The 15631-nt window shown below is 45.7% G+C and carries 10 protein-coding genes and 1 tRNA gene; 10 read left to right on the top strand and 1 reads right to left on the bottom strand.

Annotated features, from left to right (window positions below; all coding sequences use genetic code 11):
• Positions 1–129 precede the first annotated feature (129 nt).
• From HMPREF9446_RS00135 to HMPREF9446_RS00110, 6 genes are all read left to right on the top strand, one after another.
• Positions 130–1245: a helix-turn-helix domain-containing protein gene (locus HMPREF9446_RS00135; protein WP_009123411.1), complete on the top strand. Its 1116-nt coding sequence runs from the start codon at positions 130–132 to the stop codon at positions 1243–1245.
• 124 nt (positions 1246–1369) lie between these two features.
• Positions 1370–3694, top strand: a complete 2325-nt coding sequence (locus tag HMPREF9446_RS00130) for a transglycosylase domain-containing protein (protein ID WP_009123410.1) — start codon at positions 1370–1372, stop codon at positions 3692–3694.
• A gap of 8 nt (positions 3695–3702) precedes the next feature.
• The gene (locus HMPREF9446_RS00125; RefSeq protein ID WP_009123409.1) at positions 3703–4071 is read left to right on the top strand and encodes a 2-amino-4-hydroxy-6-hydroxymethyldihydropteridine diphosphokinase; all 369 of its coding nucleotides are present in this window, start codon (positions 3703–3705) and stop codon (positions 4069–4071) included.
• Positions 4072–4177: 106 nt separating this feature from the next.
• Positions 4178–4942: a 3-deoxy-manno-octulosonate cytidylyltransferase gene (gene kdsB / locus HMPREF9446_RS00120; RefSeq protein WP_009123408.1), complete on the top strand. Its 765-nt coding sequence runs from the start codon at positions 4178–4180 to the stop codon at positions 4940–4942.
• A gap of 5 nt (positions 4943–4947) precedes the next feature.
• On the top strand, positions 4948–6237 hold the full coding sequence (locus tag HMPREF9446_RS00115; protein WP_009123407.1) for a M16 family metallopeptidase: 1290 nt from the start codon (positions 4948–4950) through the stop codon (positions 6235–6237).
• Positions 6238–6363: 126 nt separating this feature from the next.
• A complete protein-coding gene (locus HMPREF9446_RS00110) occupies positions 6364–7527 on the top strand; it encodes an MORN repeat-containing protein (protein ID WP_009123406.1) in 1164 nt (387 codons plus the stop codon).
• Positions 7528–7623: 96 nt separating this feature from the next.
• On the opposite strand, the gene HMPREF9446_RS00105 is transcribed toward HMPREF9446_RS00110, so the two are convergent.
• The gene (locus HMPREF9446_RS00105) at positions 7624–8562 is read right to left on the bottom strand and encodes a ribose-phosphate pyrophosphokinase (protein WP_009123405.1); all 939 of its coding nucleotides are present in this window, start codon (positions 8560–8562) and stop codon (positions 7624–7626) included.
• Between the two features lie 124 nt (positions 8563–8686).
• Between HMPREF9446_RS00105 and HMPREF9446_RS00100 the strand changes: the two genes are divergently transcribed.
• The 4 genes from HMPREF9446_RS00100 to HMPREF9446_RS00085 all read left to right on the top strand — a co-directional run bounded on the left by HMPREF9446_RS00100 (position 8687) and on the right by HMPREF9446_RS00085 (position 15512).
• Positions 8687–13048, top strand: a complete 4362-nt coding sequence (locus tag HMPREF9446_RS00100) for a sensor histidine kinase (protein WP_039968143.1) — start codon at positions 8687–8689, stop codon at positions 13046–13048.
• Between the two features lie 23 nt (positions 13049–13071).
• Positions 13072–13800 carry a DUF5932 domain-containing protein gene (locus HMPREF9446_RS00095; RefSeq protein ID WP_009123403.1) on the top strand — a complete coding sequence of 243 codons (729 nt, stop codon included), beginning with the start codon at positions 13072–13074 and terminating at the stop codon, positions 13798–13800.
• A gap of 20 nt (positions 13801–13820) precedes the next feature.
• Positions 13821–15275 carry an AbgT family transporter gene (locus HMPREF9446_RS00090; protein WP_009123402.1) on the top strand — a complete coding sequence of 485 codons (1455 nt, stop codon included), beginning with the start codon at positions 13821–13823 and terminating at the stop codon, positions 15273–15275.
• A gap of 163 nt (positions 15276–15438) precedes the next feature.
• A tRNA-Arg gene (locus HMPREF9446_RS00085) sits at positions 15439–15512 on the top strand.
• Positions 15513–15631 lie beyond the last annotated feature (119 nt).

Here is a 15631-nt window from a genome sequence, read left to right as displayed (position 1 = left end):
TTCAGTAGTAAAATTGTTGTTTCAGTAGTTTTTTCATTGTCATTTCAAGACATTCCGGCACTTTGGAAGGATAATAAAAACGACTTTTGAGGGGATTTTGCTACCTTTGCAGGCGATATTTATATTAAAATGGAAACTGTTTATCATAACATACAGCTGATTTCTTTCCCGTTGACATTTGTTTATGGGTTGTTTTTTCTGCTTGACCCGGCTCCCAAGGATATGTTCCGGAACCATGTCTTGGCCCGCCGCCTTTTTGGGGCGACTTTGATTATCTGGGCGACGCATATCGCCATTACGTGGTCCTTAGGCGGAGAATTGGAAGATCCGGTCGCTAAGGTATCTGTCAATCTTTCCCGCTTCTATATCTTCGGCTCCCTGCTGGAAATCGCTTTCTCAGCCTTGGTAGATAACCGTTTTCCCATTGTACGGAAAACACGCAACAGGCTTGTCCTGTGGGGTGCGCTGATGACTGTCATGGCTTTGAATATCCTGTTTGTGCCGGTACCCGTCCAAAAGTACGTGGTCATAGCGGCCGCGCTCTACTATGCCTACGAGGTTTACGCCATTCTGCACCGCTATTACAGGGTCTATGCCAACATGAAGCGTGATATGGATAATTATTACTCCGAGAATGTCTCCAACTTCACCCGCTGGATGCTTCTCAGTTCACATGGACTGGGAATCATCGGTTTTTCAGGCATCGGCCTGGCATTCGCGCCCACTCTGGGGTTGCTTATATATATGGTGGCGGGAATTCTCTTTTTTACCTACATGTCTTATTCGCTGTACCGGTACACTCTGTCGGTGGGACATATCAAGGAGATTATGCTGTCTGCCGAAAGCGAGGCGGAAGATAAGGAACAAACGGAAGAGCAGCGCCTGCCCGTCGGCGAAGACGCCCATCCGGCATTCGTGGCATTGGAAAGAAAGGTGGATGAGTGGATTGAGGACCGGGGCTACACAGCACCCGAACTGACCATACAGCAACTTGCGGTGGAACTGGGCACGAACCGGACTTACCTGTCCGACTATGTAAACTCAAAGTATTCCCTCTCTTTCCGGAGCTGGATTGCCCAATTGCGCATCGACTATTCGAAGCGGCTGCTTGTCGGGAGTAGCGCTCTTTCAATCAATACGATTGCCGAAATGACGGGCTATTCCTACAATAACTTCATCACGGTGTTTACCAGAATGAACCGCATCTCTCCCTCGCAATGGAGAAAGAATTATGGTCAAGGATAAACTCTATGAAAGGAAGTGCTGAATTTTGTCGGTAAATTTTTAAAAGATGTAGAAAATCATAGGCACATCCAATATATTTCCGTACCTTTGCCCCATTATTGAATCTTGATTTTAATAGCCAGACATGATAAAGAAAGTCGTCACAATCCTCTGGATTTTCATCGCGCTGATCGCACTTGCGTGCGTCGTTATATTCTTTTCGATAGCTAAAGGGTGGATAGGTTACATGCCTCCGGTAGAAGATTTGGAAAACCCTAATTATAAGTTTGCCACAGAAGTTTTTTCCGATGACGGTAAGGTTTTGGGAACTTATTCATACAGTAAGGAAAACCGTGTTTATGTGGGCTACCAGGATTTATCCCCTCATGTTATCAATGCATTGATTGCCACTGAGGATGTACGTTTTTCGGAACATTCGGGCATTGATGCCAAAGCACTGTTCCGAGCAGTGGTGAAGCGGGGCATCCTGATGCAGAAAAATGCCGGCGGGGGAAGTACCATTACCCAGCAGCTTTCCAAACAACTTTACTCTCCCAGCGCGGACAATGTAATGGAGCGTCTTTTCCAAAAGCCGATAGAGTGGGTGATTGCCGTAAAACTGGAGCGTTACTACACTAAAGAAGAAATTCTGACCATGTACCTTAATAAGTTCGACTTCCTGAATAACGCAGTGGGCATAAAGACTGCCGCCTTTACTTATTTCGGGTGCGAACCTAAAGACTTGAAGATAGAGGAAGCCGCCACATTGGTTGGCATGTGTAAGAATCCTTCACTTTATAACCCGGTGCGGTATAACGAGCGTTCCCGCGGGCGCCGCAATGTGGTACTTGACCAGATGCGTAAGGCCGGATATATTACGGAGGCCGAACGGGATTCCCTGCAGGCATTGCCTCTAAAACTGAAGTACAACCGGGTGGACCACAAGGAGGGGATGGCAACGTATTTCCGTGAATACCTGCGTGGGGTGCTGACCGCTAAAAAACCGGACAAGTCTGATTATCGCGGCTGGCAGATGCAGAAGTATTACGAAGATTCACTCGACTGGATCAACAATCCTTTGTATGGCTGGTGTGAGAAGAACACCAAGAAAGACGGAAGTAAATATAATCTTTATACGGACGGGTTGAAAATTTATACGACACTTGACTCCCGTATGCAGAAGTATGCGGAAGATGCCGTCACGGAACATTTGAAAGAGCTGCAAGGCTACTTCTTTAAGGAAAAGAAAGGGGCCAAGAAAGCGCCTTATACTTTCCGGCTGACTCAGGAACAGGTGGATGAGATTCTGGGACGTGCCATGAGACAGTCGGACCGTTACCGCCTGATGAAGAAAGCGGGTGCTTCGGATGCTGAAATAAAGAAAGCTTTTGATACTCCGGAGGAGATGTCCGTATTCAGCTGGGCGGGCGAGAAAGACACTGTCATGACTCCAATGGACTCTATCCGCTATTATAAGTTCTTCCTCCGTGCAGGCTTCATGTCAATGGATCCGCGCAGCGGGTATGTGAAAGCCTATGTAGGTGGTCCGAATTACCATTATTTCCAATATGACATGGCCATGGTAGGACGCCGCCAGGTCGGTTCTACCATCAAACCGTTCCTTTACACACTGGCTATGGAGAACGGATTCTCGCCGTGCGATGAAGTCCGACACGTGGAATATACATTGATCGATGAAAACGGAAAGCCTTGGACTCCCCGCAATGCCAACAAGAAGCGTCTCGGTGAAATGGTGACCGTGAAGTGGGGACTTGCCAATTCGGACAACTGGATTACGGCTTATTTGATGAGCAAACTGAATCCTTATAATCTGAAACGGCTGATTCATACATTCGGTGTCCGTAACCGTGAAATTGTTCCTTCCGTCTCTCTCTGCTTGGGGCCTTGCGAGATTTCTGTAGGCGAAATGGTTAGTGCATATACTGCATTCCCCAATAAGGGAATCCGGGTAGCTCCTTTGTTTGTGACACGGATTGAGGATAATGACGGCAATGTACTGGCAACTTTCGCGCCGGAAATGCAAGAGGTGATCAGTGCATCCAGCGCTTACAAGATGTTGGTGATGTTGCGTGCCGTTGTCAATGAAGGCACAGGCGGCCGCGTCCGCCGTTTGGGCGTAGCGGCAGACATGGGAGGCAAGACAGGTACCACCAATTATAATGCAGATGGTTGGTTTATGGGCTTCACTCCTTCGCTTGTTTCCGGATGCTGGGTAGGAGGTGAAGACCGTGACATCCACTTTGACACGATGCTGCACGGGCAGGGTGCTTCCATGGCTTTGCCTATCTGGACCAAATACATGGTGAAAGTTCTTGGTGATAAAACTTTGGGGTATGATGAGAACGAGAAGTTCCAGTTGCCCGAAGGTTTTGATCCCTGTAAGGATAATATGGAAGGGGACAACAGTGTGGAGGAACCGATAGAGGGGTTGGATGAATTATTCAATTGATGGCTTAAATGGTTTACACAATCAGTATTGGCAGTAACGAGCAACGGAAAGCCAACTTGGCGCTGGCACGCAAACGGTTATCCGACTTCTTTCCCGGTATCCGCTTCTCTACGGAGGAGGAAACGAAGCCTTTGTATCTCCACCGCTCCGATTTGTTCTCCAATCAAGTGGCGCGTTTTATGTCCGACCGGCAGGCCGGTGAAGTGATTGCCCGGTTGAAAACCATCGAGCAAGAGGCCGGAAGGACTTCTGAAGAAAAGGAACAGGAGATAGTGCGTCTGGATATTGATTTGCTTGCCTGTGATTCCATGATTTACAAACCGGAAGATTGGAAGCGGGATTATATCGTACGCGGATTGCAGGAGTTGGAGCTATAGACTAGACTCTCTTGAAATAGGAAAGAAATGAGCCCCTTCGATTATAAATATGAAGTAATGCTATCCTTTTTTTATTAGAAAAGGGGCACAAAAGGATTTGAAGAATATGAAATTTTTAGGAATTATTCCCGCCCGCTACGCATCTACGCGTTTTCCGGCCAAACCGTTGGCCATGTTGGGGGGTAAGACAGTAATACAACGGGTGTATGAACAAGTGGCGGGGGTATTGGATGATGCCTACGTCGCTACAGATGATGAACGCATTGAAGCTGCCGTCAAAGCTTTCGGTGGAAAGGTGGTCATGACTTCCGTGAATCATAAAAGTGGCACGGATCGCTGCTATGAAGCATACACGAAGATAGGCGGGGCGTTTGAAGTTGTCGTGAATATCCAGGGAGACGAGCCTTTTATCCAACCTTCACAGTTGCAGGCTATCAAGGCTTGTTTTGATGATTCCACGACCCAGATTGCCACTTTGGTAAAGCCCTTTGCTGCAGATAATGGCTTTGAAGTACTGGAGAACGCAAATTCTCCGAAAGTGGTGCTGAACAGGAATATGAACGCTTTGTATTTCAGCCGCTCTGTCATTCCTTACCAACGGAATGCCGAAAAAAAGGATTGGCTGAAGAATCATACTTATTATAAGCATATAGGCTTGTATGCCTACCGCGTGGAAGTGCTGAAGGAAATCACTTCGCTTCCCCAGTCTCCCCTTGAACTGGCAGAGTCGCTGGAACAATTGCGCTGGTTGGAAAATGGTTATACCATCAAGGCGGGAATAACGGAGGTGGAGACTATAGGAATAGATACTCCACAGGACTTGGAACGTGCGGAAATGTTTTTGAAAGAGAGTGGCAGAGCGGCAAAGTGAGAAAGATGATAGACAGAACCCTTCAACCCCGAATACTCGAACCGGAACAATTGGCGGTACAAATGCCTGAACGTATGGTATTGTCTAACGGCATACCGTTGAATGTACTGAATGCAGGTGAAAATGAAGTCGTACGCATCGACTTTCTGATAAAAGGCGGCAGGTGGCAACAGGTACAACCTTTGCAGGCCTTGTTTACCAACCGGATGCTGCGGGAAGGAACCCGCCGTTTTACAGCGGCTGAAATTGCGGAAAGGTTGGATTACTATGGAGCTTGGCTGGAACTGTCCAGTGCGTCGGAACACGCTTATCTCACACTCTATTCATTGAATAAATATTTGCCGGAAACTCTGGATGTGCTGGAATCCATTGTGAAGGAACCGATATTTCCGGAAAAGGAACTGGGTGTAATCATAGATACTAATATCCAGCAATTTCTGGTCAACTCTTCCAAGGTTGACTTCCTGGCACATCGCGGACTGCTAAAAGCGGTGTTCGGAGAGCGGCATCCCGGAGGACGTCTGGTACAGGAGGAGGATTATCATCGTATTACTCCTTCGGTATTGCGTGATTTCTACAACCGCTATTATCATTCCGGTAATTGCAGTATCTATTTGTCCGGTAAAGTGACGGACGAGTGTATCCGGAAGGTTGAGCAGCTTTTTGGGAGCGAACCTTTCGGCACCGGTTTCCGCAAACCGGAAAAGAAAGAGTATCTTCCGGTTGTTTCTGAAGAGAAACGTATTTTCATAGAACGCCCCGATGCATTGCAGAGTGCGGTGCGTATGGGAATGCTCTCTCTGGACCGTAATCATCCCGATTATCTGAAACTCCGCGTGCTGGTCACTTTATTCGGAGGCTATTTCGGAAGCCGGCTGATGTCTAATATACGCGAGGAAAAAGGATATACATATGGTATTTCTGCAGGTGTCATGCCTTACCCCGGTCAAGGTGTACTGGCCGTGAATGCCGAGACGGCCAATGAATTTGTAGAACCTCTAATAGCTGAGGTTTACCACGAAATAGATCGCTTGCAGAATGATCTGGTTCCTGCCGAGGAACTTTCGATGGTTCAGAATTACATGTCGGGAGAGATGTGCCGCAGTTATGAATCAGCTTTCTCTTTGGCAGACGCATGGATATTTGTCCAGATATCCGGTTTGCGGGACTCTTACTTTACGGATGCTTTGGATGCCGTAAAGAACGTTACTCCGGAAGAGATCCGTGAACTTGCCGGAAAGCATTTATGCAAAGAGAAATTAAAAGAAGTCGTATCCGGCAAAAAAATGTCATAAAATGCGTAAAGTACCGCGTTGTTTTGGCAGATAAATCGTATCTTTGTACATAAGATGTTGAGGAAGTGTAACAAATTACAGCTTGGATACGTCTTCTTTATCAGTAATATAAACTATTAATCCCCAATGAAATATCTATATACTGCACTCATTCTGGCATGTTTATGCCAAGGTGGAGCTACTGCTCAAGAAAAGAAAAATGGTTTTTTCGACAAAGTTAAAAGCACATTCTCCTCAGAAATAAAGATAGGAACCCATACATTCAAGGATGGCAGTGTCTATACAGGCGAGATGAAAGGACGTAAGCCTAATGGCAAAGGAAAAACGGTCTTTAAGAACGGTGATGTATATGAAGGGGAATATGTGAAAGGGAAACGCGAAGGCTTTGGTACTTATATGTTTACTGACGGGGAGAAATACGAGGGGCAGTGGTATCAGGATCAGCAGCACGGCAAGGGTATTTACTATTTTATGAACAATAACCGCTATGACGGCATGTGGTTTCAGGATTACCAGCACGGTAAAGGTACGATGTACTATTACAACGGTGACATTTATGAAGGTGATTGGGTAAACGACAAGCGTGAAGGCCGGGGAACATATACCTGGAAGAACGGCTCTAAATATGTAGGTTCCTGGAAAAACGACAAGAAGGACGGCGAAGGTGCGCTGACCTGGAATGATGGCAGCAAATATGAGGGCCAGTGGAAAAATGATGTCCGTGACGGTAAAGGAACTTTTGAATATGCCAACGGGGATAAATATATAGGAGATTGGATGGATGATATGCAGCATGGCAAAGGAATCTACTTCTTTCATACCGGCGACCGCTACGAAGGTTCTTATGTACAGGGTGAACGCACTGGTGAAGGTATATATTACCATGCCAGCGGTAATAAGTATGTGGGGCATTTCAAGAATGGCAAGCAGGAAGGCCGTGGCATATTTACGTGGGCAAGCGGTGCCGTATATGATGGTGAGTGGAAAGATAACCAGCGTGATGGCAAAGGCACTTACAAATGGAATGTCGGTGACTCTTACGAAGGTGAGTGGAAAGACAATAAATTCAATGGCCAGGGTACCTTGATCCTGACCGACGGGACCAAATATAAAGGTGGTTTCGTGAATGGTATGGAAGAGGGCAGCGGTGTGCAGGAAGACAAGAACGGCAATCGTTATGAAGGCTTTTTCAAGCAAGGAAAGAAAGACGGCCCTTTCGTGGAAACCGATAAGGATGGAAAGGTGATACGGAAAGGAACCTACAAAATGGGAAGGCTGATTGATAAATAAATTGAAGAGCGAAAAAAGCGAAAGGCTGCGCAATGTTCACTTGAACTGCGCAGCCTTTCGCTTTTTCTATTTTATTCTAAGAAGTGCAGGGCACTTTTAGATAATGTATTGTGAACTGATGGATTCGTTGTTCATCACTCGCTTGATGGTTTCGGCGAACATATCAGCAATGCTTAGCTGTTTTACCTTGGCGCATTTTTTTGAGTAAGGAATGCTGTCTGTAAATACCATTTCTGTCAAACCGGATTCTTGTACACGGAAAGAAGCAGGGTCGGACATCACACAGTGGCTGGCAATGGCGCGGACTGATTTTGCACCGGCTTCCAGCATGATATTGGCAGCCTTGGTGATAGTTCCGGCCGTATCTACGATATCGTCAACCAATACAACATTCTTGCCTTGCACGTCACCGATAATCTGCATGGTAGCCACTACATTGGCTTTCTCACGTGTCTTGTTGCATAATACCAAAGGTACGCCGAGGTATTTGGAGAATGTGCTGGCACGCTTGGAACCGCCTACGTCCGGAGTCGCGATAACCAGATTGTCCAACTTCAATGATTCGATATAGGGGAGGAACACGGCTGATGCATACAGGTGATCCACCGGAATGTCGAAGAAACCCTGGATTTGGTCAGCGTGGAGGTCCATCGTAATCAAGCGGTCGATACCTGCTACTGAAAGCAAGTCGGCAACCAACTTGGCACCGATAGATACACGGGGTTTGTCTTTTCTGTCCTGACGTGCCCATCCGAAATACGGGATGACAGCTACGATGCTTTTGGCTGATGCTCTTTTGGCTGCATCAATCATCAGCAGGAGTTCCATTAAATTGTCAGAATTAGGGAAAGTTGATTGAACCAGGAATACATGTGCGCCGCGGATAGACTCTTCATAAGAAACGGCGAACTCACCGTCTGCAAAATGGGTGATGTTCATATTTCCCAGAGGGCAATCAAGGCTGGCGCAGATTTTTTCTGCCAGGTATCTCGAGTTTGTTCCCGAGAATACCATAAAGGGTGCTTTTTCGCTCATTTGTGTAATAGATGTTACCTATTTGTTAATTTGCATGCAAAGGTATGAATTTCCCGTTACATAACACAAGACTTATTGTAGAAAAAATATTTTTAGTTCCCGGATTTATTTGTAGCTTTGCTTTATGAAACGGCTTTCTTTAATATTGCCAGCAAGTTTGCTGTGGCTTTGTGCAGCAATGATTTCGTGCGTGGGTACAGCTCCCATGAAGGAAGTGCATCTCATCGATTCATTGAATCAGGTGGCATATACTTATCGTTATAAGGATTTGGATTCATCCTGCCATGCCGCCTCACGGGCATATAACGAAGTAAGCATGTACAGGCAAGGCAAGGCGGAAGCCTGCAACAACTTGGGATTTTGTGCTTTTATGCGCATGGACTTCGAACAGGCGGTAAAGTACCATCAGGAAGTTTATGACCTGACAAAAAATGAACTGGAGCTTCTTGTTGCCGATATAGGATTGATGAAGATATATCAGCGTACTGCCTTGAACAAGGAGTTTTATGATTACCGCAATAGCGCACTGCGCCGTATGAAGCGGATAGCCGAGGATGCCAATCTTTTTGTGGACAAGCATGAACGGTTGCGCTTGAACTATGCGCGTTCTGAGTTTTATATTGTCTCTGCGGTTTATTACTACTATTTGCAGCAACGTCCGGAAGCTGTAGCGTGCATCGACGAAGTCCCGGAAAATGAAGAATTGGCGGCAGATACCAACCAGTTGCTGTACTATCATTATATAAAAGGCTCTGCTGCCTTGTGTGATGGCGAAACGCCGGATGAGCAACGTTTGCACGAGTTTGATGAACTTTATACAACCTGGCATTTGGCTTCAAAAAAGGGGTATCTTTATTTTGAAGGTAACGGTGTGCAGGGGCTTGCCAACCTGATGGCTTCACCGGATAATTATGAATTCTTCCAGAATAGGCGTTCGCATGCATTGAAGCAATTGGGTGTGCCGGTAGATTCCTTGTTGCCGATGCGGCTGGGGCAACTGGCCTTGGCAAAGTTCAGCCAATACAATGATTTATATCAGATTGCAGGAGCATATGTTTCTATCGGCAAGTATTTGAATGCGCATGGCAGGTATGAGGAAGCACTGGACACGTTGAGAACGGCACTGGAATGTGTAAACGATCATCACCGCCGTTTTTATAACTGCCGTGACAGTTTGGACTGGCTGAAAGCCTACGACAGCAGGGATACTATCTGTGCGGAAAAGGCATGGATAGAACATAAGCTAAAGACGGTTCCGGAGTGGATATCCCGCATTCGTGAGCAATTGAGCGTGTCGTATGCCGGACTGGAGATGAAGGCCAAATCTGATTACAACCGCAATATTTATCTGGATATCTTGGAGGATACCCGGCAGGACAAGGAACTGGAGAGCCGTTATCTTGCGTTGGAGAAGGAATCAACCCAACTGAATGCCCTGCTCTTCTTTGTAGTGGTGGGCTTTGTGCTGGTGTTCCTGTTCTTCTGGTTCTTTAACAAACGTTCCAAAGTAAAGAATAAAATACATCTGCACCGTTTGCAGGAAATGCTGGATATCTGCCAGGAGATAACGGCAGCCATCCCGGCGGATGCACGGACAGAGGAGGAGGTCATAGATGCCATTCAGTCTGCAGTGGCTCCCAAAATGGAAGATTTGCTCGGAGTGAAAGATATCCGTATTGAAAACCGTCGGCTGGTATTGCCGCAACACATGGGCAAGGATGAGTTGGCAATGGTGAAGGTAATAACTCCTTATATACAATGGGCATTGGATAATGGCATGACTTCCATCTCTTTGGGAGACGAGCGCAGGAGGCTGGAAAAGCAACGTTATATTTATGAGCAGCATATTGCCGGAAACAAACGTCAGAATCTGGTGAAGAAAGCATGTATGTCTATTGTCAACGGTATTCATCCGTATATAGACCGTATTATCAACGAAGTGCATAAACTGAACCGGAAAGGCTTTATCAATGATGAGAAAATCAAAAGGGAGAAATATCAATATATTGATGAGTTGGTAACTACCATCAATGAGTACAATGATATCTTGGCTTTGTGGATTAAGATGAAACAAGGTACATTGAGCTTGAATGTCGAGACTTTTGGTTTGAATGAACTTTTTGAACTGTTGAGAAAAGGAAACCGTGCTTTTGAAATGAAACGGCAGCATTTGGAGGTCATACCCACAGATGCTTGCGTGAAGGCGGATAAGGCGTTGACTTTATTCATGATCAATACTTTGGCGGAAAATGCCCGGAAATATACTCCGCAAGGTGGAACGGTACGAATATATGCCCGTTCGGAAAAGGATTATGTGGAAATCTCCGTGGAAGACAATGGATGTGGATTGTCGGTTGACGATGTAGCACGCATTGTCGGCGAAAAGATTTATGACTCTAGGATCATTGGCATGAATGATGCTATAGACCGGGAAGAATTGAGGAAAAACAAAGGAAGTGGTTTCGGACTGATGAACTGTAAAGGAATCATTGAGAAATATCGTAAAACCAATGATTTGTTTAAGGTCTGCCTTTTCAATGTCGAGAGTACTTTGGGGAAAGGAAGCCGTTTCTATTTTCGTTTACCGGTAGGAGTCCGTAAAACGTTGACTATGTTGCTGCTCTGTATGTCTTTCGGATGCTTTTCCTGTAGCGGAGTTCCGGAGAGGGCAGATGGGGAGAAGGTTCCGGATTCTGTAGCATTGGCTGCCCGAAATGAATATGAGTTGATGCTGGACATTGCTTCTGATTTTGCCAATAATGCCTATTACAGTAATATTGACGGCGATTATGAGCAGGCTTTGCAGTTCGTGGATTCGGCCATGTATTACTTGAATGCCCATTATGAAAAATATGCACCCTCCCCGCAGCACTTTATGACGCTGACAGGTGACGGGCAATCTGCTGAATTGGATTGGTGGAACGAAATGTTCAACTCTGATTTTCACGTAATCCTGGATATCCGCAATGAGGCTGCGGTTGCCTTTCTTGCCTTGAAACAATGGGATGACTATAGCTACAACAATGCTGCCTATACAACTCTATACAAGTTGCTTGGGGAAGACCAGTCTCTGGAGGAATATTGCCGCCAGTTGGAACGTTCCACGAATAATAAGCTGGTAGGTATCTTGCTGGGTATTATGCTTATTTTAGCTTTGTTGTTGGGATATTATATTTTTTACGTCCGGAAGCGGTTGGTGAACCGGTGGAATCTGGAACAAGTTTTGGAAATCAACAAGCAAATTTTTGAGGCTTCCCTGTTGACGTCTCCAGAGACGGAAGAGATGCTGCAACGAGAGGAAGATACCTTGAAAGAAATTCCTTTGCAAATAGTCAATGCGGCTTATGATGCGGTCAATGAGTTATTGAGCATAGACCGTTTGGGCGTTGCTGTGTATAATGAGTCTGCACACCGTCTGGAATATGCTTCAAATCCTTCCGAAGATATCTGGGGGGATGATGTTTCCTGGAAAGGTTTTATCCAACATTGTTTTGACAGTCAGGTTTATCAGGCAGAGACCGGCATGCAGGCGCTCCCGCTTATGGTAGATGCGGGTGGGGCGTCACGTTGTATCGGAGTATTGTGTCTGGAACGGCGGGAGGGTACGGAGCAGGAGAGTGACCGGTTGCTGCTGGAATTGGTTGCGCGTTATGTGGCTATTGTAATTTTCAATGCCGTAGTGAAGCTGGCTACCAAATACCGGGATATCGAGACTGCACAGGATGAAGTGCGGCGAGCCTCCTGGGAAGATAGCCTGTTGCATGTGCAGAATATGGTATTGGACAATTGCCTTTCTACCATTAAGCACGAAACGATTTATTATCCGAACAGGATCAAGCAGCTGATAGGGAAATTACGTTCGGGACAACTTACGGAGGCGGAAGAGTTGGAAACCGTGTCTGCCATAGGAGAATTGATAGAGTATTATAAGGGAATTTTTACTATACTCAATTCGTGTGCATCCCGTCAGTTGGAAGAGATAACCTTCAGACGCTCTGTAATTTCCGTACCGGAGTTGCTGAATACTGCGGAGAAATATTTCCGTAAAGTGAGCAAGGGAATGACAGCTCACGTCACCTTCCGGATGGAACAGTTGGACGGAAGTGTGGTTGGAGATGTGAACCAGTTGCGCTTTCTGTTGGAAAATCTGATAGACGAAGCTGTTTCTGTTCCTGTTGATGGAGAAATTCTGCTATGTGCCGCAGTAGATGGGGAATTTGTACGTTTCATATTTACGGATATGCGCAGGGAAAAAACGCGTGAAGAGTTGAACCTACTTTTTTATCCGAATCTGGCACGTATGGCGGCCGGAGAGAGGGGAAAGCTACGCGGGACGGAATATCTGGTCTGCAAGCAGATTATCCGTGACCATGATGAGTTTGCCGGACGCCGTGGTTGCCGTATTAATGCGGAGCCGGGAAAGAATGGCGGATATGCAGTTTACTTTACCGTTCCACGGAGACTGTCGCCTAATCATTATTTGTAATTCATAAATTAGCTATAGAATGCATGGAAGAGAAGAAATTTAAAGTTATCATCGTTGAAGATGTAAAGCTTGAACTGAAAGGTACGGAAGAGATTTTCCGTCACGAGATTCCGAATGCCGAAGTCATTGGTACCGCCATGACGGAACAGGAGTTTTGGCCGCTGATAGAAGCCGGAGTACCCGATTTGGTGTTGCTCGATTTAGGTTTAGGAGGCTCTACAACTATCGGAGTGGATATTTGCCGCAATATATTCAAACGCTATCCGGGTGTGCATGTACTGATATTTACCGGAGAGATTCTAAATGAAAAATTGTGGGTGGATGTGCTTGATGCGGGTGCGGACGGTATCATCCTTAAAACCGGGGAACTATTGACCAAAACAGATGTACAGGCTGTGATGGATGGCAAGAAACTGGTCTTTAACTATCCGATTCTCGAAAAGATTGTGGAACGTTTCCGGAAGTCGGTATTAAATGATGCAAAGCGGCAGGAGGCCATTATCAGTTATGATATAGATGAATATGATGAACGTTTCCTCCGTCATCTTGCCTTGGGATATACCAAGGACATGATTGCCAACCTGAAAGGAATGCCCTTCGGAGTAAAGTCATTGGAGAAACGCCAGAATGAGCTGGTAGGACGGCTTTTCCCTGCAAGCGAACGGGTAGGGGTGAATGCCACACGTCTGGTGGTACGTGCCTTGGAACTTCGCATTCTGGATATAGACAATCTGGAACCTGATGACGAATAAATAACTCAAGCAAGAATTCTATGAAGAGTAAATGGCGTATGCCGCATCCCGCAACAATGTTCTTCCTGCTGACGTTGGCAGTCATCTTCTTATCATGGATATTCGATGTCTATGGCTTGAGTGTACTGCAGCCCGAAACAAGGGAGGAAATACGCGTACAGAGTCTGTTGAGTCCTGAGGGCATCCGTTGGCTATTACGCCATGTAGTGACCAACTTTACGGGATTTGCTCCGCTAGGATTGGTGATTGTGGCGATGTTTGGCATAGGTGTGGCACAGCATTCGGGTTTTATAGATGCGTGTATTCGCCGGGGAGTACGCCGGAACAGGGATCCATGGCGGATTATCCTTTGGGTCATTCTATTGGGATTACTGTCTAACGTGGTGGGAGATGCTGGATATATCATTCTTTTGCCTATTGCTGCTACTTTGTTTCATTCGGCAGGGTTGCATCCTATTGGTGGCATTATTACTGCCTATGTTTCGGTATCCTGCGGCTATAGTGCCAATGTCTTGTTGAGTACCTTAGACCCTATGATTGCTGCAACAACACAGGAAGCTGCTGATGCGGCAAATATTGCTCCCGGACAAACAGGACCTTTATGTAATTATTATTTTCTTTGCCTATCTACTTTCTTGCTGGCTTCGATCATTTATTATATTACCCGTAGAAGTTTGCTGCCCGGTTTGGGTGAGTATGACGGTGACATTCGTTTTCCCGGTTATAAGCAATTGTCCCGTAAAGAGCGGAGAGCTTTGATGGGAGCTGTCGTAGCCGGACTGTTTTATGCGGTGGTCATCTTATGGGCTACTTTTTCTTCTTGGGGGATATTGAGGGGTGTCAATGGCGGTTTGATCCGTTCCCCGTTTATTGTCGGAATCTTGTTTTTGCTCTCTTTGGGCATAGGATTGGCGGGAATGGTTTATGGCTTCGCTTCCGGGCGCTACCGTACAGACGGAGATGTGATAGAAGGGTTGACTCAGCCGATGAAGTTGTTGGGTGTCTATTTTGTCATTGCCTTTTTCGCTTCACAGATGTTTGCTTGTTTTGAGTATTCACACTTGGACAGGTGTATAGCCATTATGGGAGCGGATTTGCTTTCTTCTGTTCGTCTGGACAGTTTGTGGATTTTGATTTTGTTTATATTGTTTACGGCTCTTGTCAATCTTATTATGGTATCTGCCACCTCAAAGTGGGCTTTCATGTCTTTCATTTTTGTTCCGGTACTGGCAGGTATGGGAATTTCTCCGGAGATGACACAGTGTGCTTTCCGCATTGGTGACAGCGCAACGAATGCCATTACGCCTTTTATGTTTTACATGCCGTTGGTGTTGACTTATATGCAGCAGTATGATAAACAATCCACTTATGGTTCCTTACTGAAATATACTTGGAGGTATTCTTTATTGATTCTTTTAGTTTGGACAATATTGTTTATATTTTGGTATATCTGTGGACTGCCTTTGGGCTTGTAACAACAACTTTTTACTGAAATTCATTGACTCTGAGTGAATTAAAGTAATCTGTCATTACTTATTGCAAATAATATTTATGAAATCTTTATAGAAGATGAAAATTTTAGATACAAATATTTGCAGTTTATATAAAAAAGTGTACCTTTGCACCGCAATTAAGGATGGTTCCGTAGCTCAGCTGGATAGAGCAACGCCCTTCTAAGGCGTGGGTCTTGCGTTCGAATCGCAACGGAATCACAACTATAAGGCAAGTAGTCGATAAAAAGGCTGCTTGCCTTTCGTTGTTTAACTGGGTATCAACGACTTACTACCTTGTCAATTTCGGATCAACGTAAAAACCTGAGGGATTTTGTATT

Source organism: Bacteroides fluxus YIT 12057, assembly GCF_000195635.1.
Lineage (GTDB): Bacteria > Bacteroidota > Bacteroidia > Bacteroidales > Bacteroidaceae > Bacteroides > Bacteroides fluxus.
Note: the sequence above shows the minus strand (reverse complement) of the source record. Positions and strands in the feature narration are given on the sequence as shown.

What these genes read in the sequence shown, in the direction of transcription:
- HMPREF9446_RS00135 (WP_009123411.1), top strand. Translation starts at nt 130, where the DNA reads ATGGAAACTGTTTATCATAACATACAGCTGATTTCTTTCCCGTTGACA.
- HMPREF9446_RS00130 (WP_009123410.1), top strand. Translation starts at nt 1,370, where the DNA reads ATGATAAAGAAAGTCGTCACAATCCTCTGGATTTTCATCGCGCTGATC.
- HMPREF9446_RS00125 (WP_009123409.1), top strand. Translation starts at nt 3,703, where the DNA reads ATGGTTTACACAATCAGTATTGGCAGTAACGAGCAACGGAAAGCCAAC.
- kdsB (WP_009123408.1), top strand. Translation starts at nt 4,178, where the DNA reads ATGAAATTTTTAGGAATTATTCCCGCCCGCTACGCATCTACGCGTTTT.
- HMPREF9446_RS00115 (WP_009123407.1), top strand. Translation starts at nt 4,948, where the DNA reads ATGATAGACAGAACCCTTCAACCCCGAATACTCGAACCGGAACAATTG.
- HMPREF9446_RS00110 (WP_009123406.1), top strand. Translation starts at nt 6,364, where the DNA reads ATGAAATATCTATATACTGCACTCATTCTGGCATGTTTATGCCAAGGT.
- HMPREF9446_RS00105 (WP_009123405.1), bottom strand. Translation starts at nt 8,562, where the DNA reads ATGAGCGAAAAAGCACCCTTTATGGTATTCTCGGGAACAAACTCGAGA.
- HMPREF9446_RS00100 (WP_039968143.1), top strand. Translation starts at nt 8,687, where the DNA reads ATGAAACGGCTTTCTTTAATATTGCCAGCAAGTTTGCTGTGGCTTTGT.
- HMPREF9446_RS00095 (WP_009123403.1), top strand. Translation starts at nt 13,072, where the DNA reads ATGGAAGAGAAGAAATTTAAAGTTATCATCGTTGAAGATGTAAAGCTT.
- HMPREF9446_RS00090 (WP_009123402.1), top strand. Translation starts at nt 13,821, where the DNA reads ATGAAGAGTAAATGGCGTATGCCGCATCCCGCAACAATGTTCTTCCTG.